Below are 17,922 nucleotides of genomic sequence, written 5' to 3'. Positions count from 1 at the left end.
GTTCTGCTGGCGCGTCCCACTCGTCGGGACTCGCCAGAGGGCATTAGTGTCGGGCCGTCGAAGCGAAACACATGGTCGATCGCCCGCTCAAGCAACGGTTCGTCCTCGACACGTCGCTGTTTCTCACGCCGGAGATACGGTCGGACGACGAGGACCTCGATGCGGCCTGTCTGGAGCTGTTAGACCTCATCTCCGAGGCGAAACTGGTCCACAACATCTCCTGTTACATGCCGCCGTCGATCAAGGCGGAACTGACGACGATGCTCGCCGACCGGGCGGTCAGCGACGAGGTGACGACGAAACTGGACACGTGGGTCATCACGAAGTCGCCCGCCCACTACGAGGTGATGATCCCGGCCGACCTGGTCTACGAGTTCATCGACGAGATGTCAGACCGGGTCGACCGCGGCCTCCGGGTCTCGGAGAAGGCCGTCCGCAAGGCCGAGGAGTCTCGCGCGGAGACCATCGAGGAACACGACCACATGACGCAGGTGGACAAGGTCATCTCGGACCTGCGCGACGAGTACCGGAACACGCTCCGGCAGGGCGTGCTCGACTCCCGCGAGGACTTCGACCTCCTCATCCTCGCCCGCGAACTCGACGCCGGGGTCGTCACCGAGGACCAGGGCATCATCAACTGGGCGGAGGACTTCGGCCTTCGCTACCTCAAGGGCCGGAACTTCCCACCGCTGCTCAAGGAGTACCTCGCCGCGGACGACCCGGACCGCTGGCGCGACACGGGGTAGTCGGCTCCTACTCGTCCTCGTCGTCCGTCGTGACGACCGCGCCAACAGTTTTCTCTGCGACCATCCCGGGGAGGTCCGTCGGCGTCACGACGTACTGCTCGATTGCGACCATCGCGACGGCGATGGCGAGAAAGGCGACGCCGGGGACGACCTCGCCGCGGACGAGGTGCTCGGCCCCGAACAGCGCGACCGGAATCGCGAAGACGACGACCGTCAGCAGGCCGATGGTGTCCAGAATGCCCTGTGCCATTGGCCCCGCTTCGCGCCTGGCCGGGAAAAGCACGTCGGCACCCGTCCGGGAGTACGTTGAAGAACGCGGGCGGTAAACGGGCCTCCATGCTGGTCGGAATCGTTTCGGACACGCACGACAACACGGACCTGGTCGACCGCGCCGTCGAGACGTTCGCGGACGCCGGCTGTGAGACGGTCGTCCACTGCGGCGACTTCGTGGCTCCGTTCTCGGTGACGCCCTTCGACGGCGACTGGTCGTTCTACGCCGCCCGGGGCAACAACGACGGCGAGTGGGTGGTCCAGTCCACGGTCGCGGAGTTCGGGACCTACTTCGGCGAGATGGGTGAACTCACGCTGGACGGTCACGAAGTCGCGGTGTATCACGGTACGAGCGGCGCCATCGTGGATGCGCTGGTCGACTGTGGCACCTACGACTACGTCCTCCACGGTCACACTCACGAACGCGGCACCGAGGACCGCGAAGGGACGGTCAGAATCAACCCCGGCGGCATCTCGATTCCGCCGGCACCGGAGCCGTTCTCAGTCGCGACGCTCTCGACGGAAACGGGCGAAATCGAGTTCCACGAACTGGGCTAACGGCAGTCCGGCTAGTCGTCCGCGTGACTGTCGACGGGCTGTGGGTTGCCTTCGTGTTCGACGAGCCCGCGGCCGACGCCGAGGGCCTCGTCGGTCCGACGGATGCTCTTTTCGGCGCTCGCGGTCCGCTCTGAGAGCGCGCGGACGGCGTCGATGTTCTCCGGGACCACGTCGGCCTCCTGGTGGATGGCCTGGAACAGGTAGAGGTCGCGGCCCTGGACCGTGATTGACTCCGCCCAGATGCAGTTCTCCCACACGTCGCCGCGGGGCCGGCCGGCGTCGCGCGTGTACTCTTTGAGTTTCCCCGCGCCGTCGATGCCGAGCGTCTCGGGGATGAGGAACAGGCGCGACTCGTCGGCGAGCAGCGCCGTGACCTCCTCCGTGGTCGGCTCGCTCTCCAGCGTGACGTTGACGCTGTGGGTGTGCATCTGCGTCGTCGGGACCTTCATCCCCATCGTGTCGATGTCGAGGTCGGGGAAGATGGTCTGGACGTCGGGCCCGTGGTGGGAGGGGATCGTGACCGGGTCCGGCAGGGTGTCGTTGATCGGACCGCGGCTGGTCTGGCCGGGGTCTGCACCGCGGCGGACGAGTGTCACCCGCGTCTTCTCGACGCCGTAGGACTCCTTGAGCGGGGCCAGCAGGCGAGAGAGTCCCGTCGTGTTACAGGAGACCACGCGGGCCGTGTCCGCCCCGACGGCGTTGTCGTAGTTGGCGCGAGCGTTGAAGCTCACGTCCGCCACGTCGGCGTCTTCACCACCCTGGAAGATCGCCGGTGTGTCGTGTTCGGCGTAGAGCGGGGCGTTGGCCTCCCCGACGCCACCCGGCGTCGTGTCGACCACTACGTCGCTCGCCTCGATGAGATCGTGGACCGTTCCGGCGGTCGCGAGGTCGGCCTCGTCGAACGGTTCGCGTCCGTCGGCGGCATAGAGGTCGTACCCGCGGTCGTGTGCGATAGTTGCCTCGAAGTTCGGCGAGCGCTTTGCCACGCCCGCAACAGTCATATCTGGCTGGACACGCACCGCGTCAGCGACGCGTTTCCCGATGGTGCCGAAGCCGTTGATGCCCACGTGGAGCATACACCTTCATTTCTTCGGGGAGAGTATATTCTTTGTGATTAAAATTTGAAGAAATTAACTCAGATAGTTGTACCACCGACGGATGTCAACTTTTGCCACAACCGACGCTGGCGGCGCTCTCGGCGCTGAATCGCTGTCGGGACGTGCCGCCTCCATCAAGAGTTATTCAGCGCGAGCACACAGCACTGCTATGGACAATTCGTCGCTTCGCGTCCCCGCCGAAACGGCCGTCCGGCAGTGCATGAATCTCCAGTCCGACGAGTCGTGTGCGGTGGTGACCGACGACCAGCGCAAGGCCATCGGTGAAGCGCTGTACCGCGTTGCCGCCGAAATCACCGACGACGCGGCCTTCGTGCGCTACCCGCCGGGCGACCAGCACGGTGAGGAACCGCCCGCGCCCGTCGCCGGCGCGATGAAGTCCGCCGACGTGGTGCTCGCGCCGACGACAAAGAGCCTGAGCCACACCGAGGCCCGGACCGAGGCCAACGAGGCCGGCGCGCGCGTCGCGACGCTCCCCGGCATCAGCGAGGGCGTGTTCCTGATGGGTCTCGACGCGGACTACGAGTCGATCGAACGCCATTGCGAGGCCGTCCTCGAACAGGTCGAGGACGCCGACGAGATCCGCGTCACGTCGCCCCAGGGGACGGACATCACCTTCGGCGTCGGCGCCCGCGAGTGGCACCTCGACACCGGCATCGTTCACGAGGCCGGCGAGATGTCGAACCTCCCCGCGGGCGAGGTGTTCCTCGCGCCGGAGACCGCCGACGGCACGTTCGTCGTCGACGGGACGATGCGTCCCCACGGCAAACTCGACGGACGGCTCCTGACCTTCGAAGTCGAGGACGGCTACGTCACCGACATCGACGACCCGGACATCCGCGCGGAGGTCGAGGCGGCCGCCGAGGAAGTGGGACGGGACGCCTACAACCTCGCCGAACTCGGCATCGGGACGAACGTCGCCGTGTCCGAACTCGTCGGCTCCGTCCTGCTCGACGAGAAGGCCGGCGGGACGGTCCACATCGCCATCGGCGACGACCACGCCATGGGCGGCGACGTGCACGCGCCGATCCACCTGGACGGGATTCTGCAAGAGCCGACCGTGTATGCGGACGGCGTGGAAGTGGAGCTTCCACGTGCAAAGTGAGCGGCGAGCGTTGCGAGCCGCGAACAGGGAGGTCGTAGACCTCCCACAAGCGAGCGGCGACTGACAGGAGCCGTGAGTCGGCGTGGAAGTGAAACTTCCACGTGCCGAGTGAGCGGCGAAACCGTCCGCCCGCCGGCTGCCGTCAGTGCGACGACCGCACTCGCGAGCCAGAAGCGATTCCGTAGGCGGATCATACCCACAGTTCGGCGGCACATTCTTACGTAGCGGGTGGCCGCACGGTCCCCGCGGCAGCGCCGCGCCGTGCGAGGGCGAACCACGAGCAGAGCCGTGGCGACGACCATTTACGGGAGCGCAATCAACGCCGAGGTATGACTGACGCGACACCGGGCGAACGCATCGCCTTGCCGTGCCCGGCCTGTTCACCCGATCTGGAGACGGTCCACGAGGTGCTCAAGCCCGGCGGCCACGTGACGGTTCGCTGTACGGACTGCGACCACGTCCACAAGGAACAGCTTCCCGAAGACGAGACGCTGGAGCGGAAGGTCGTCGTCTCGCAGGACGGCGACTCCTTCACCGCGACGGTCGACGTGCCGGCCGAGGAGACCCTCGCCGTCGGCGAGGAGTTCCTGCTGGAGACCGAGGAGGCGGTGGTGACCGCTCGCATCACCAGTCTGGAGACCGACGACGGCCGCGAGGACGACGCGACGGCCAGCGACGTCGAGACGATCTGGTCGCGCGCGGTCGGGAACGTCGCGGTCAACGTCACGATGCACCCGAAGGACGGTCGCCACGATGAGACCGAGAGCTTCAAGCTCCACGTCCCCGGCGACTACGAGTTCGTCGTCGGCGAGACCGACGAGTTCGGCGACGAGGAGTTCACCGTCGAGGGGATCCACGTCCGCGACGACGCCACCGGCTACGACCACGAGAACATGGACCACGACGGTGATTCGGCGATTGCAAAGGATATCAACCGGTTGTACGTGCGCGACGAGTCGACGACGGCGTGGTCGGCGTGGTAGGATGGTCGACTGGGACCGTGAACGGTCGCGGCTGGTAACGCACCTGCGCGAGCGGGTGGCAGACGAGTCCGTTCTCGACGCGATGGAGCGCGTCCCGCGCCATCTGTTCGTTCCCGAGCGGAAGCGCCGGAACGCCTACGCCGACCGCCCGCTCCCCATCGGCGAGGGACAGACCATCTCGGCCCCGCACATGGTCGCCATCATGGCCGATCTGCTGGACCTCTCGTCCGGCGACGCGGTCCTCGAAGTCGGGACGGGCTGTGGGTACCACGCGGCCGTCACGGCCGAACTGGTCGGCGCCGAGAACGTCTACAGCGTGGAGTACCACGAGTCACTGGCGGCGACGGCCCGGGAGACGCTGGCCGCGACCGGCCACGGCGACGTGTCGGTCCGGGCCGGCGACGGCAAGCAAGGGTGGCCCGAGCACGCGCCGTACGATCGCGTCTATCTGACGTGTGCGGCCCCCGATTTCCCCCCGTCGCTGGTCGAGCAGACCCGGACCGACGGGTACTTGCTCGCACCGATCGGTGACGGGACCCAGACGCTCGTTCGGGCACGCAAGCGAGCGGACGGCACGCTCGACAGGGAGGACCACGGGAGCGTTCGGTTCGTCCCGCTGCAGTGATTCTCGGCGGCCGACCGGCGCCCGTGACGATCACCAACGGACGGCCGCCGGTGCGTGGCGCGTGATTGATATAGCTCCGGCGGGAACCTCGGATATGGACCCGGCGGTACTGCGGGGCGACATGGTCGACAGCCTGCAACACGAGAGCAAGGGCGTCGTCCAGAGCGCGTGGCTGTCGGCGGCGATGCGCGCCGTCCCGCGCGAGACGTTCGTCGGTGAGGACCACGCCTACTCCGACCGCCCGTTCGAACGGTTGGGGACGCGCGTGCTCTCGCCCAGCACAGCCGCCCGGTTGCTGGAGGCACTGGCTCCCGAGGAGGACGACGAAGTGCTCGTGGTCGGGGCCGGCGTCGGGTACACGGCCGCGGTGCTGGCCGAGCGCGTCGGGGCCGCGAACGTCCAGGCCATCGACATCACCCGACGGCTGGTCGTCGAGGCCCGGCAGAACCTCGCGCGGGCGGGCTACGAGGCCGTGCTCGTCGACCGCCGCGACGGGGCCGAGGGACTCCCGGAGTACGCGCCGTACGACTGCATTCTGCTGGAAGCGGCCGCGGTCGATCCACCGCGCGCGCTCGTCCGGCAACTGGCGGACGACGGTCGACTGGTGATGCCGCTGGGGACCGGCGAGCAGTCGCTGGCCGTGGTCGGGGCCGACGGCTCGACCGAGCGGCTCGGGACCGTCGCCTTCCAGCCGATGCTCGTCGAGGGCGAGCAGGCCGACACCGTCGAGCGGAACCGCACCCACCGCGAAGACCGCGAGCACGCCCGCCGCGCGGCGCAGTCCCGCGCCGGCTGGGAGCAGGAGTGGATCGACTGGGAGGATTAGCCCGACTCGACTACGAGCAGGTCGGTGTTCGAGCGCGCGTCCTCGTAGCTGCTTCCCGCGGGCGGTTTCACCTCGAAGACGACCGTCCCGTCCTGCTGGTTCGACCCGAGCGACGGCGACAGCGAGAGCGTCGCGTTCCCGGCGGCGCTCGTCTCGCCGGTCCGCACGCCGTCGAGCGTCGCCGTCCCGCTCTTGGCGACGACCGTCGCGCCCGACACCGGCGACCCCTTCGAGTCGACGACGGTGACGGTCACGTTCTGCGTCCCCGGCGTCGTCACCTCGGGGGCCGGTTCCACGTCCACTTCGGTCACCTGCAGCGTCTCGATGCCCGAAATCGTGCTCATCATCACGGAGAGGCAGGCCACGCCGACCACCAGTGCGATGACCAGGCGGATTGGCAGGCCTTCGATCGCGCGTTCGTCGCGCCACAGCGAGTCTGACATGGACGGGGCTGGTCCCGGACTCGTACTTGAACCCTCGGCCGAAGGTTCACGTAGCGGGGCGGGACCAGCCTCGGCATGGTCGTCATCGGACGCGAGGGGACTAACGGACCGACGGGACGCCTCGGACACTACCGGGCACGGGACGGGAGCCGCGGTGCAGCGGTCGATGTCGATCTCGATCGTCCGCACGCGGGGCTCGTCGTCGGCAAGCGCGGATCGGGGAAGACGTACACGCTCGGCGTGCTCGCCGAGGGGCTGCTCGCGGCCGACGGCGTCGCGCCGGTCGTCGTCGATCCGATGGGCGCGTTCACGCCGCTCGCCGACGCGGACGTGCCGGCGACGGTGGTGGACCCGCGGGTGTGTGCGGACTCTCTCGGGCCGCGTCAGTGGTGTACCGTGCTCGGCCTCGACCCCGAACGGGCCGCGGGCGCGCTGCTCTGGCGGGCGGCGAGCGAGCGGACAACGCTCGACGGGATGTGCGAGTGGGTCGCGGACGCGGCGGCGGCCGACCCGACGCGGCGGGCGGCGGCGAACCACCTCGAACTCGCGGCGTCGTGGGGCGTCTTCGACCCCGACGGGCTCTCGGCGTCGGACCTGTGCGGCGGCGACCTGACCGTCCTCGACGTGGCCGGTCTCGACACCCGCCCGGCGGGCGCGGTGCTGGCGGCCGTCGCGACGGCGCTGTACGAGACTCGGGCCGCAGGCGAGACGGGTCCACTCCCCTGGCTGCTGGTCGACGAGGCCCACGCCTTCACCGATGGGGTCGCGGCCCGGCCAATCCGCCGCCTCCTGACGCGGGGCCGCCAGCCCGGCGTGAGCGTCGTGCTCGCGACACAGCGCCCGAGCGCGCTCCCGTCGACAGCGATATCGCAGGCCGATCTGCTGATCGCGCATCGACTGACGAGCACCGCGGACGTCGACGCGCTCCGGTCGGCGCGCCCGACGTACCTCGACGGCGATTTCTCGGAGCGTCTGCCGACCGCTACCGGCGGTGCGCTCGTCGTTGACGACGCGACGGAGTCCGTCCACCACGTGACCGTTCGCGAGCGCGACACGCCGCACGGTGGCGGGGCACCGCGGGCGAGCGACCGGCCGCCCGCGACCACCCGTACCGACGGCGGGATTTAATTCGGCTCCGGCCGTCGGGTCGCCCGTATGGCTCCCTACACCATTCGCTACCGGGTCGACGGCGCGTTCGACGAGGTCGTCGCGGCGGTCCAGGACGAACTGGCCGAGGAGGGATTCGGTGTCCTCTGTGACATCGACGTCCAGGCCACCCTGAAGGAGAAGCTTGGCGAGGAGTTCCGCAAGTACCGCATCCTGGGTGCGTGCAATCCGTCGCTCGCCCACCAGGCGATGACCGAGGAGATCGAGATCGGAGCGTTGCTCCCGTGTAACGTCGTCGTCTTCGAGACCGACGACCACGTCGGCGTGAGCGCGGTCGATCCGAGCGTGATGCTGTCGGTCACGGAGAACCCGGAGCTAGACCCGCTCGCAGACGACGTGGGCGACCGACTGGAGAGCGTGCTCCAGCGGCTGCCGGGCGCGACGCCCGTCTCGGAGTGACACCGCCGGGCCGTCACAGGACCCGGAGGAGGGCCCACGCGAGGCCGACCGCCGCCAGCGCGCCGGCGAGGTTGCCGACGGCGTTGAGCGCCGCCAGCGCGACGTAGCCGTCCTCCCACAGCCGCACCGTCTCGAACGAGAACGACGAGAACGTGGTGAACGAGCCACAGGCACCGACGCCGACCAGCAGCGCCGCCTCGCCGGTCACCCCGGCGAACGTGAGCAGCCCCAGCGCGAAGCTCCCGATGACGTTCACCGAGAGGGTTCCCAGCGGGAACGTCTCCCGCTGGACGGCCTGGGTCAGGTAGTAGCGACCGAGCGCGCCGAGTGCGCCGCCGGTACCCACCAGGTGTGCAGGGTCGACGGCGACCATCAGCGATCGCCTCCCGCGAACAGGCGGACGACCGCTCGGCCGGCCAGCACGCCGGCGAACCCGAGCGCGTAGCTCCCGACGACGTTCGCCAGCGCCCACTCCGGCGTCGTGACGGTCTCGACAGCGAACGTGCTGTAGGTGGTGAACGACGAGATGAACCCCGTCGAGGCGGCCAGTTTCGTCTCGCTCGCCAGCACGCCCACCTGTAGCGCCTCGTAGAGCAAGAACCCGAGCGCGAAGCTCCCGAGCGCGTTCACCAGCACCGTTCCCTGGAGCCCCGGCAGAAAGAGACCGACGAAGTACCGGAGGTTCGACCCCGCGAATCCCCCGATACCGACGAGAACGACGGTCTCGATCGTTACGAGAGGATGGGTGTCGGCCATGCGTCAGTCTCCGAGAATCTCGGCCAGCCGCGCCTCGCCGAGGGTGTCCACGAGCTGCGCGAGTTCGATGACCCGCTCCTCGCCGAGGGTGTCCACGAGCTCGCGAATCTCGTCCGGGTCGAAGGTTCGCGCCACGTAGCCGAGGTTCTCGACCATCTTCGTCGTCCGGTCGAGCACGTCTTCGTCCGGTCGCAGTGTCAGCGGTCGGTTCGTGAACTTCCCGTCGTCGTTGAAATAACAGAACCGGAGCTCGGCGGTGTCGCTGTAGTCCGGCTTGACGACCTGCAAGACGCCGTACCCGCTGTCCCACTCGTCGAGTTCGACTTCGAGCAGCGTTTCGTATCGTGTCATAGATACGTATTGCAATGCGCCCACCTTATACGTTCTCATATTTCATCGATATATAACCGAAACAGATTACGAGACGCAAGGAAAATACGTTTTAGAGTCAGACAAAAATACGTCGCCGAGCGACCCGTTGGCGGCCGGAGAATAATATTGGTACAGATGTTATTCCGAACGCTATCCCACGTTCCTGAACGCGAGACCGTTGTAGCCGCCCGGTCGCCGCCAGAAATTCAGCTGAAGGGAACCACTTTTATACGTTGTACGATAATGGGCCGTATAATGCCAGAATCACAGCAGGAATCTAGCATCGCCCACTTCGATGTGGAACACATCGGTGGGATCGACGAAACGTCGGTCGATATTCCTCCGGGAGTGACGGTTCTGACCGGGAAGAACGCGACGAACCGGACCTCGTTCTTGCAGTCGATCATGGCGGCGATGGGAAGCAAACAGGCGACGCTCAAAGGCGACGCGGAGGAAGGCCGCGTGGCTCTCTCCTACCGAGGCGAGGAGTACGAACGCACGCTGACGCGAGCCGGCAACACCGTCCAGTTCAGCGGTGACGGCTACCTCGACGACCCGGACGTCGCCGACCTGTTCGCGTTCTTGCTCGAGACCAACGAAGCGCGTCGGTCCGTCGCCCGCGGCGACGACCTCCGCGAGATCATCATGCGGCCGGTCGACATCGACGCCATCCGGTCCGAGGTCGAACGCCTGGAGAGTGAGAAGGGCGAGATCAACGACGAACTCGCCACGATCGAGTCCCGTCAGCGTGACCTCCCAGATCTCGAACAGCGCCGCAACGACATCCGCGAGCAGATCGAGGACAAGCGCGAGGAACTCGCGGAACGCGAAGAGGAGATCGACGACAGCAGCCGCGACATCGAGGAGAGCCGCCAGGAGCAGGACGTGCTCGAGGAGAAGCTCGACGAGCTTCGCTCGACGCGGTCCGACCTCGAATCCGTCCGCCGGGACATCGAGACACAGGAGGACAGCATCTCGTCGCTGAAGCGCGAGCTCGCGGATCTCGAAGACGAACTCGACGAGCTCCCCGAGACGCCGATGGGCGACAAGCAGCACCTCGAAGACGAAATCGCGCGCCTCCGGGAGCAGCGCCAGACGCTGAACAGCGAGATCTCCGACCTCCAGAGTCTCATCCAGTACAACGAGGAACGTCTGGAGGAGGAGGACTACGACGTGATCCAGTCGCTCGAAGACGCGTCAGACGCCGAAGACGGCGCGGTGACCGAGCAGTTGCTCGGTGACGACGACGAGGAGTCCGTCGTCTGCTGGACGTGTGGCTCGACCGTCGACCGCGAGCAGATCGAGGACACCGTCGACCGACTGCAGGATCTCCGCCAGGAGAAGGTCGAGGATCTGAACGAGATCAAGTCCGACCTCGACGACCTCAAGGCCGACCAGCGCGAGGCCGAGAAGAAACAGCGCCGTCGAGAGAACGTCGAGCGCAAGATCCAGGAGACCGAGACGGAGATCGAGCGCCGTGACGAACAGGTCTCGTCGCTGAAAGACCGCCGCGAGGAACTGACCGACGAGGTCGAGGCCCTCGAAAACGAGGTCGACAACCTCGAGTCCGAGGACTTCGACGAGATCCTCTCGCTCCACCGGGAGGCGAACCAGCTCGAGTTCGAGATCGACAGCCTGGAGTCCGATCTCGACGACGTGAGCGAGGAGATCGAGGAGATCGAGGCGATGGTCGAGCGCGCCGACGACCTCCGCGAGGAGCGCGACGAACTGGTCGACCAACTCACCGACAAGCGGACCAAGATCGACCAGATCGAGGCCAACGCGGTCGAGCAGTTCAACGAGCACATGGACGCCATCCTCGGCATCCTCGAGTACCAGAACCTCGAACGCATCTGGATCGAGCGCGTCGAGCAGACCGTCCGCGAGGGCCGCCAGAAGGTCGACCGAACGGTCTTCGAACTCCACATCGTCCGGACCACGGAGAACGGCGCGGCCTACGAGGACACCATCGAGCACCTGAGCGAGAGTGAGCGCGAGGTGACGGGACTCATCTTCGCGCTGGCGGGCTACCTGGTCCACGACCTCCACGAGTCGGTCCCGTTCATGCTGCTGGACTCGCTGGAAGCCATCGACTCGGCGCGCATCGCCGAACTCGTCGACTACTTCGCCGACTACGCCGAGCACCTGGTCGTCGCCCTGCTGCCCGAGGACGCGCAGGCGCTCGACGACGACTACAGCCGCATCACTTCGATCTAACCCCAACACCTTTTACTTCCGGTTCACGTACGTGGTGACGAGAGATGGCAGACACGACAGACGGGCGACCGTCGAGCAAGGTCGCCCGGCTCATCGACGAGTACGACCTCGACGGTCTGGGCGCGGAGATGGAGGCGCGCTGGACCGGCGACGGCGAGGAGCGGATGAGCCTGCGAGACCTCGCGGAGTTCTTCAACAAGCGACTGCTGGAGCGGGCCCTGGTCGACGCGGGTATGAGCGCCCTCGAGAGCGACGTTGAATCGACCTACGAGAACCTCACCAGTGACGACATCAGCACCGGTGTCCGGACGGACACGCGCAACCGCCTCGAACGAAACGACATCGACGTGGACGGCCTGGAGACGGACTTCGTCACCTACCAGGCGATCCGCTCCTACCTCAAGGAGTGGCGCGGCGCGGAGTACCAGGGGCTCTCCGACGACGAAAAGATCGAGAAGGACCTAGAGAGCATCCAGCGGCTCCTGACGCGGACGCTGTCGGTCACCGATCAGCGCATCGAGAAACTGCGCGACACCGGCCGCATCGACATCGACGACTTCGAGGTGTTCCTCGACGCGCAGGTGCTCTGTCAGTCCTGTGGCAGCCAGTACGCCGTCGCCGACTTCTTCGAACAGGGCGGCTGTGAGTGCCAGCAGGACTGACCGACCTCTCGCCACGATGCGCCCGACGCTGGGGCACGAGTAGTGGATGAAACAACTGATAGCAGTTGCGAAACGCAACAATTCTAAATCGTCTTCTGACTTCGGTTGCGTGAATAAACTCGAGTCAGTTGGGAACCGGTTTATTTCGGTTTGGCACCTCGTGGCGGTCCGCGGCACGCAGGGCTGAAGTCGCCGGCGGCCCACGGGGGCGGTATGGAGCCAGCCGAACTGCGGGCGTCGATTCCGGCGCTCGACCGCTGTACCTACTTCAACACGGGGGCAAGCGGGCCGACGCCGCGGCCGGTCGTCGAGAGCGCCACGGCGTTTCTGGAACGCCACGCCTTCGAGGCCCCGGCCGGCGAGGGGCCCTACACAGTCGCCTGGGACGCACTGGCGGCGGCCCGCGAGGTCGTCGCCGGCCACCTCGGGACCGATTCCGAGACCGTCGCGTTCACCCAGAGCACGGCCGATGGGGTGAACCTCGTCGCCGGCGCGATCGACTGGCAGCCCGGTGACGTGGTCGTCCGAACCGACCTCGAACACCCGGCCGGGTCGCTCCCGTGGGACCGCCTGGCCGACACCCACGACGTCGAGGTCCGCGTCGTGGAGACCGAGCGCGGCCGACTCGACCTCGACGACGTTCGAACGGCCGTGGGGGACGCGCGGCTCGTGACGCTGAGTTCGCTCACCTGGACCCACGGAACCCGGCTGCCGGTCTCCGAGGTCGTCGACATTGCCCACGACGCGGGCGCGCAGGTGCTCGTCGACGCCGTTCAGTCCGTCGGCCAGCACCCCGTCGACGTGACCGAGTGGGGTGCGGACTTCGTCGCGGCCGCGGGTCACAAGTGGTTGCTCGGCGTCTGGGGCGGCGGGTTCCTCTACGTCGACCCGGACGCCTACGACGGCCTCCGGCAGACCCGAATCGGCTATCGAAGCGTCGAGGAACCGACCGCAGACGCCTACGAGTTCCACGAGGGGGCGCGCCGCTTCGAGGTCGGGACCACGTCGCCGGTCCCCTACGTCGCGCTCGCGGAGGCCGTCGAGACCATCGAGTCGGTCGGCCTCGACACCGTCCAGGCCCGCGTCGAGCGACTGACCGACCGGCTCAAGGACGGCCTCGGCGACCGGCTCCTGAGCCCGCGCGAGTACGAGTCGGGGCTCGTGACGTTCGCGGTCGACGACCCCGACGCGACGGTCGAGCGCCTCGCCGACGAGGGAATCGTCGCCCGCCAACTGCCGTTCCCGGACGGGGCGGTGCGGGCCTCGGTCCACGTGTTCAACACGGCCGACGACGTCGATCGCCTGCTCGACGCGCTGTAGCGCTGGCGTGGTCGTCGCATAGCGCTGGCGCGTTCGGCGCGGGCCGCACCTTCTTGTCCCGGCCGGCCGTTCGCGCTCGCATGGACGAACGCCCCGTCGTCACCTGCTTCCTGCGCAGCGAGGGCGAGGTGTTGCTGTTGCGCCGGAGCGACGCCGTCGGGTCGTACGCGGGCCGGTGGGGCGGCGTGGCGGGCCACGTCGCCGACGACGACGGCCGCGACCGGGAACCGGAAGCGGCCGCGCGAGCGGAGGTCGAGGAGGAGACCGGACTCGGCGACGCGGTCACGCTGGCCCGCCGGGGACCCTCGTTTCCCGTCGAAGACGCCGACCGCGGAACCCGGTGGGTCGTCCACCCGTTCCTGTTCGATTGCGATTCTCGCGACGTGCGAGTCAACGCAGAGACGGCGGCGACGGCGTGGGTCCATCCGCCCGAGATACTGCGCCGCGAGACAGTGCCACGGCTGTGGACCGCCTACGACCGGGTTCGGCCCCGGATCACGACGGTCCACGAGGACCGCACTCACGGTTCCGCGTGGCTGTCGCTGCGGGCGCTCGAAGTCCTCCGGGACGAGGCCGCTCTCGCTGCGACCGGGCGGGCGGCCGACCCGGAGGAGTCGGAGTGGGCCGACAGCATGGAGACGGCCGAACGGGACGGGAACGACTGGGATGCGCTCGCCGCGCTCGCTCGCACGCTCCGCGACGCCCGCCCCTCGATGGTCGTCGTCGCGAACCGGATCGACCGGGCGATGCACGCCGTCGCCGACCACACGCCGACGGCCGTCGAGCGAGCGGCGACCGAGACGATTTCGGACGCCGTGGGGGCGGACGGGGTCGCCGCGGCCGTCGCCGCCGACCACGTCGGCGACTGCGTCGCCACCCTCTCGCGGTCGGGAACGGTCCGGACCGTCCTCGAAGCCGCCGGTCCGTCGGCCGTCCTCGTCGCCGAGTCGCGACCCGGCCGGGAGGGCGTCGGCGTCGCCGAATCGCTCGTCGACGACGCCGCGGTGACGCTGACGACCGACGCGGCCTTCGGCCACGAACTGGCCGCGTGGGACGCCGAGACACTCGTCGTCGGCGCTGATTGGGTCCTCCCCGACGGCCGGGTCGTCAACAAGGTCGGGACCCGCTCGGCGGCGCTGTCGGCGGCCGCCGCGGGCGCGGACTGCTACGCGGTCTGTGCCACGGACAAGGTCGCGCCGACCGCCGAGTGGGAGCGCGAGGACCGCGACCCGACGGAGGTGTACGACGGCGACGCCGCCGTCGACGTGGCGAACCCCACGTTCGACGTGACGCCGGCGGACGCCGTGACCGTCGTCACGGAGCGGGGCGTCCTCGATGCCGAGGAAATCGGCGCGGTCGCCGACGCGCACCGGGAGCGAGGCGAGTGGGTCGAGAGCGGGTGAGTGGACGCGGAGGGTGGGCGCTGGCGTCCGGGGTCACTGCTCGTCCAGCACGACCGGCACGCCGGCCTCGGCCACGTCCGCGGCGAACTCTCGGGAGTCGGCTTCGAGGTTCGAGAAGGTGTTGTAGTGGACCGGGAGGACGAGGTCCGGTTCGATGGTCGCGGCCAGCGCCGCGGCCTCGTGGCGGTCCATCGTCGCCCGTGGACCGATGGGCGGACACAGCAGCGACACCTCCAGCGTCCGGTGGCCGGGGAGGACGTCCGAGTCGCCGGGGTAGAACACTCTGGTCTCGTCGAGGGCGATCATGAAGCCACAGCCGAACCCCTCGGGGTGGTAGGGCGTTCCGTCGGGGAGGGTGTGCGGCCCGTCCGGTTCGTTGTACGCCGGCGTCGACCAGATGGGTACGTCGCCGACGGTGACCTGAGACTTCGTGCCCACTTCGACGACATCGTAGCCCAGCGAAGAGATGGGCGGGAGATCGCGGTCACCGACGCGCTCGTCGATACCCTCGTAGGCGACGATGGTCGCGTCGTCGCTCGCCACGCGCTCGATGCCGTCGGGATCGTAGTGGTGGACGTGGGTGACACAGACAACGTCCCCGTCTCCCGCCCGGTAGTCGCTGCTGGGCGGGTGACCGATGCCGTCGACGTGGGGCTCCCACTCGCCGGTGAGGACGCCGTACCGGCCCGGGTCGACGTACACCACGTCGTCCGCCCCGGCGAAGCGGAGCGTGGCGTACCCGAGCCAGTCGACGGTGAGCCCGTCGTGTCGAATCGTCATTGTGCTCCGTACGGGCTACACCCTGAATAAGTCAGCTACTCGTCGGCGTCGGCGGGCCGAAGATATAACTCCGGCCCACCTGTCGGTTCCGGCGTGCGAAACTTCCACATCACGACGGTCTGGGGCATCCCGATCCGCGTGAACGTCTCGCTGCTGGTCTTCTTGCCGGTGCTCGCCTGGATCATCGGGAGTGGGGCGCAGATCGAGGTGTACGCGGGAATCGTGAGCGGACTCGCCGGCGTGTCACTGGACCTGGGCCGACTGACGGCGGGGTCGACGCCGTGGCTCATCGGCGGTGCCGCGGCGGTGGGGCTGTTCGTCAGCGTCGCCTTACACGAACTGGGCCACGCCTGGGCGGCGATGCGCTACGGCCTCCGCGTCGAGTCGATCACGCTCTGGATCCTCGGGGGACTCGCCAGCCTCGAAGCCATGCCCAAGGAGTGGAACCGCGAACTGGTCATCGCGCTGGCCGGGCCCGCGGTCAGCGTCCTCGTCGGCGTCGGCTGCTACGCCGCGCTGTTCGCCCTGCCGGCCAGCGCGCAGGTGACGCTGTTCCTCGTCGGCTGGCTGGCGGTCACGAACCTCCTGCTCGCCGTGTTCAACATGCTGCCGGCGTTTCCGATGGACGGCGGCCGCGTCCTGCGGGCGCTGCTGTCCCGGAACCGGCCCTACGCGGCGGCGACTCGCATCGCGTCCCGAATCGGGACCGGGTTCGCCGTGCTGTTCGCCGTCGTCGGCGTCCTCTCCATCAGCCCGATGCTGCTGTTGCTCGCGCTGTTCGTCTACGGCGCGGCGGCGAGCGAGTCCCGGTCGGTCGCGCTCGCCGCGCTGCTCGACGGCATGACTGTCGACGACGTGGCGAGTCCGCTCGAAGCGACTATCGAGGCCGACGCGACCGTCGAGGACCTCGTCGACCGGATGTTCGCCGATCGGCGGACCGAGTTCGCGGTCACGCGCGGCGGCGACGTCGTCGGTGTCGTCACGGTCGCGGACTTCCGAGCGCTGTCCAAGGCCCAGCGCGAGGCAGACAGCGTCGCCGACCTGATGGAGACCGACCTCCCGCGGTTCGCCGCGGAGACGGCGGCGTTCGACGCGCTCGTCGAACTCGATACCAGCGGGGCGACCGCCGCGTTCGTCGACGGGCCCGAGGGGACCCGGGTCGTGACGCGGGAGGACTTCGCCAGCGCGATGGAGATGCGCCGTCTCATGGGCTCGCCGGAGCCGTTCTGACTGGTTCGCCACTGCGCGCCCGCTCCTGACGCCGAGGCGGTACAGCAAAGGGCCATCGACTCGCACCCCCTGACGAATGCAATCCGGGCTCGTCGAACTGTTCGCCGGCGTCGTCGGCACCGACCCGCTGATAAGCGGCCTCGTCGGCGGCGTCGTCATCGCGTTCATGAACCTCCTCGGCGCGTCGCTCGTGTTCGTCTGGCGCGACCCCTCCGAGCGGGCCCTCGACGCGGCGCTCGGCTTCGCAGCCGGCGTGATGCTCGCCGCCGCGTTCACGAGCCTCATCCTCCCCGGAATCGAGGAGTACTCCGCCGGCAACCCGATCCCGACGCTCGTCGGCGTCGCGCTGGGCGCGCTCTTTCTGGACCGGGCAGACGTTCTCGTTCCCCACGCACACTACCTCCTGACCGGCCGCCGGCGGACCGACGCCGCCAACCCCAGTCAGTCCCTGCCGGTCGACGAGGCGCGCCTGACGGGGGTCGTCCTGTTCATCCTCGCCATCACGCTGCACAACATGCCGGAGGGGCTCGCCGTCGGCGTCGGCTTCGGCGCGGCCGGCGGCGACCCGGCCCGACTCGGTGGCGCGCTCTCGCTGATGCTCGCCATCGGCATCCAGAACATCCCCGAGGGGCTGGCCGTCTCAGTCGCGGCGATAAACGCCGGGCTGGACCGCCGTCTCTACGCCGCCTTCGCCGGGGTCCGCGCGGGCGTCGTGGAGATTCCGCTCGCGGTGCTCGGGGCCGTCGCGGTCACGCTCGTCGAACCGCTCCTGCCCTACGCGATGGGCTTTGCCGCCGGGGCGATGCTGTTCGTCATCTCGGACGAGATCATCCCCGAGACGCACCAGCACGGCTACGAACGGGTCGCCACGCTCGGCCTGATGGTCGGCGTGGTCGTCATGCTGTACCTGGACATCTCGCTGGCCGCGTGAACGGGCGGCCGAGC

At 68.3% G+C, this 17,922-nt stretch carries 21 protein-coding genes; 14 read left to right on the top strand and 7 right to left on the bottom strand.

All coding sequences use genetic code 11. From position 1 onward, the window contains the following. Window positions 1–71: 71 nt before the first annotated feature. Window positions 72–746: an RNA ligase partner protein gene (locus ACOZ4I_RS15005; RefSeq protein WP_424000938.1), complete on the top strand. Its 675-nt coding sequence runs from the start codon at window positions 72–74 to the stop codon at window positions 744–746. A gap of 7 nt (window positions 747–753) precedes the next feature. On the opposite strand, the gene ACOZ4I_RS15000 is transcribed toward ACOZ4I_RS15005, so the two are convergent. Further along, entirely contained in the window at window positions 754–996 is a 243-nt protein-coding gene (locus ACOZ4I_RS15000; protein WP_424000936.1) for a DUF7533 family protein, read from the bottom strand. 86 nt (window positions 997–1,082) lie between these two features. On the opposite strand from ACOZ4I_RS15000, the gene ACOZ4I_RS14995 reads away from it, so the two are divergent. Continuing rightward, window positions 1,083–1,574, top strand: coding sequence for a metallophosphoesterase (locus ACOZ4I_RS14995; protein WP_424000934.1), 492 nt, complete (start codon window positions 1,083–1,085; stop codon window positions 1,572–1,574). Window positions 1,575–1,585: 11 nt separating this feature from the next. Here ACOZ4I_RS14995 and ACOZ4I_RS14990 read toward each other — a convergent pair whose 3' ends face one another. After that, window positions 1,586–2,650: a type II glyceraldehyde-3-phosphate dehydrogenase gene (locus ACOZ4I_RS14990; RefSeq protein WP_424000932.1), complete on the bottom strand. Its 1,065-nt coding sequence runs from the start codon at window positions 2,648–2,650 to the stop codon at window positions 1,586–1,588. Between the two features lie 190 nt (window positions 2,651–2,840). On the opposite strand from ACOZ4I_RS14990, the gene ACOZ4I_RS14985 reads away from it, so the two are divergent. The 4 genes from ACOZ4I_RS14985 (at window position 2,841) to ACOZ4I_RS14970 (ending at window position 6,228) form a co-directional block, all read left to right on the top strand. Continuing rightward, window positions 2,841–3,794 (top strand): aminopeptidase, encoded by a 954-nt coding sequence (locus ACOZ4I_RS14985; RefSeq protein WP_424000930.1) that lies wholly within the window; start codon window positions 2,841–2,843, stop codon window positions 3,792–3,794. A 329-nt stretch (window positions 3,795–4,123) separates the two neighbouring features. Beyond that, a complete protein-coding gene (locus tag ACOZ4I_RS14980; RefSeq protein ID WP_424000928.1) occupies window positions 4,124–4,777 on the top strand; it encodes an HVO_0476 family zinc finger protein in 654 nt (217 codons plus the stop codon). A gap of 1 nt (window position 4,778) precedes the next feature. Beyond that, window positions 4,779–5,402, top strand: a complete 624-nt coding sequence (locus ACOZ4I_RS14975; RefSeq protein WP_424000926.1) for a protein-L-isoaspartate(D-aspartate) O-methyltransferase — start codon at window positions 4,779–4,781, stop codon at window positions 5,400–5,402. Window positions 5,403–5,496: 94 nt separating this feature from the next. Further along, window positions 5,497–6,228 (top strand): protein-L-isoaspartate O-methyltransferase family protein, encoded by a 732-nt coding sequence (locus ACOZ4I_RS14970; protein ID WP_424000924.1) that lies wholly within the window; start codon window positions 5,497–5,499, stop codon window positions 6,226–6,228. Here the strand turns inward: ACOZ4I_RS14970 and ACOZ4I_RS14965 are convergent. Next, window positions 6,225–6,671 (bottom strand): DUF7382 domain-containing protein, encoded by a 447-nt coding sequence (locus ACOZ4I_RS14965; RefSeq protein WP_424000922.1) that lies wholly within the window; start codon window positions 6,669–6,671, stop codon window positions 6,225–6,227. The genes ACOZ4I_RS14970 and ACOZ4I_RS14965 overlap by 4 nt on opposite strands. Before the next feature lie 75 nt (window positions 6,672–6,746). Here ACOZ4I_RS14965 and ACOZ4I_RS14960 point away from each other — a divergent pair, with 75 nt between their 5' ends. After that, entirely contained in the window at window positions 6,747–7,799 is a 1,053-nt protein-coding gene (locus ACOZ4I_RS14960) for an ATP-binding protein (protein WP_424000920.1), read from the top strand. 27 nt (window positions 7,800–7,826) lie between these two features. Next, complete coding sequence (locus ACOZ4I_RS14955; RefSeq protein WP_424000918.1) at window positions 7,827–8,237, top strand: DUF302 domain-containing protein; 411 nt, start codon at window positions 7,827–7,829, stop codon at window positions 8,235–8,237. A 13-nt stretch (window positions 8,238–8,250) separates the two neighbouring features. Here ACOZ4I_RS14955 and crcB read toward each other — a convergent pair whose 3' ends face one another. Genes crcB through ACOZ4I_RS14940 form a run of 3 tightly spaced genes read right to left on the bottom strand, consistent with a single transcriptional unit; the run spans window position 8,251 to window position 9,344 of the window. Next, complete coding sequence (crcB, locus tag ACOZ4I_RS14950; protein ID WP_424000916.1) at window positions 8,251–8,610, bottom strand: fluoride efflux transporter CrcB; 360 nt, start codon at window positions 8,608–8,610, stop codon at window positions 8,251–8,253. Then, the gene (locus tag ACOZ4I_RS14945) at window positions 8,610–8,993 is read right to left on the bottom strand and encodes a fluoride efflux transporter FluC (RefSeq protein WP_424000914.1); all 384 of its coding nucleotides are present in this window, start codon (window positions 8,991–8,993) and stop codon (window positions 8,610–8,612) included. Before ACOZ4I_RS14945 ends, crcB begins: the two co-directional genes overlap by 1 nt. Window positions 8,994–8,996: 3 nt before the next feature. Beyond that, entirely contained in the window at window positions 8,997–9,344 is a 348-nt protein-coding gene (locus ACOZ4I_RS14940) for a hypothetical protein (RefSeq protein ID WP_424000912.1), read from the bottom strand. A gap of 276 nt (window positions 9,345–9,620) precedes the next feature. Between ACOZ4I_RS14940 and ACOZ4I_RS14935 the strand changes: the two genes are divergently transcribed. The 4 genes from ACOZ4I_RS14935 to ACOZ4I_RS14920 all read left to right on the top strand — a co-directional run bounded on the left by ACOZ4I_RS14935 (window position 9,621) and on the right by ACOZ4I_RS14920 (window position 14,967). Then, window positions 9,621–11,582 (top strand): archaea-specific SMC-related protein, encoded by a 1,962-nt coding sequence (locus tag ACOZ4I_RS14935; protein ID WP_424000910.1) that lies wholly within the window; start codon window positions 9,621–9,623, stop codon window positions 11,580–11,582. Window positions 11,583–11,626: 44 nt separating this feature from the next. Beyond that, window positions 11,627–12,244 (top strand): rod-determining factor RdfA, encoded by a 618-nt coding sequence (gene rdfA, locus ACOZ4I_RS14930; RefSeq protein WP_424000908.1) that lies wholly within the window; start codon window positions 11,627–11,629, stop codon window positions 12,242–12,244. Window positions 12,245–12,457: 213 nt separating this feature from the next. Beyond that, complete coding sequence (locus ACOZ4I_RS14925) at window positions 12,458–13,564, top strand: aminotransferase class V-fold PLP-dependent enzyme (RefSeq protein ID WP_424000906.1); 1,107 nt, start codon at window positions 12,458–12,460, stop codon at window positions 13,562–13,564. An 80-nt stretch (window positions 13,565–13,644) separates the two neighbouring features. Beyond that, entirely contained in the window at window positions 13,645–14,967 is a 1,323-nt protein-coding gene (locus tag ACOZ4I_RS14920; protein WP_424000904.1) for an NUDIX domain-containing protein, read from the top strand. A gap of 33 nt (window positions 14,968–15,000) precedes the next feature. Here ACOZ4I_RS14920 and ACOZ4I_RS14915 read toward each other — a convergent pair whose 3' ends face one another. Next, window positions 15,001–15,747: an MBL fold metallo-hydrolase gene (locus ACOZ4I_RS14915; protein ID WP_424000902.1), complete on the bottom strand. Its 747-nt coding sequence runs from the start codon at window positions 15,745–15,747 to the stop codon at window positions 15,001–15,003. A 93-nt stretch (window positions 15,748–15,840) separates the two neighbouring features. Here ACOZ4I_RS14915 and ACOZ4I_RS14910 point away from each other — a divergent pair, with 93 nt between their 5' ends. Beyond that, window positions 15,841–16,977, top strand: coding sequence for a site-2 protease family protein (locus ACOZ4I_RS14910; RefSeq protein WP_424000900.1), 1,137 nt, complete (start codon window positions 15,841–15,843; stop codon window positions 16,975–16,977). Window positions 16,978–17,053: 76 nt separating this feature from the next. Continuing rightward, complete coding sequence (locus tag ACOZ4I_RS14905; protein ID WP_424000898.1) at window positions 17,054–17,908, top strand: ZIP family metal transporter; 855 nt, start codon at window positions 17,054–17,056, stop codon at window positions 17,906–17,908. Window positions 17,909–17,922 lie beyond the last annotated feature (14 nt).

The sequence above is a fragment of the Haloarcula salina genome, assembly GCF_049603855.1.
Lineage (GTDB): Archaea > Halobacteriota > Halobacteria > Halobacteriales > Haloarculaceae > Haloarcula > Haloarcula salina_A.
This window is presented reverse-complemented; position numbering and strand designations above follow the sequence as displayed.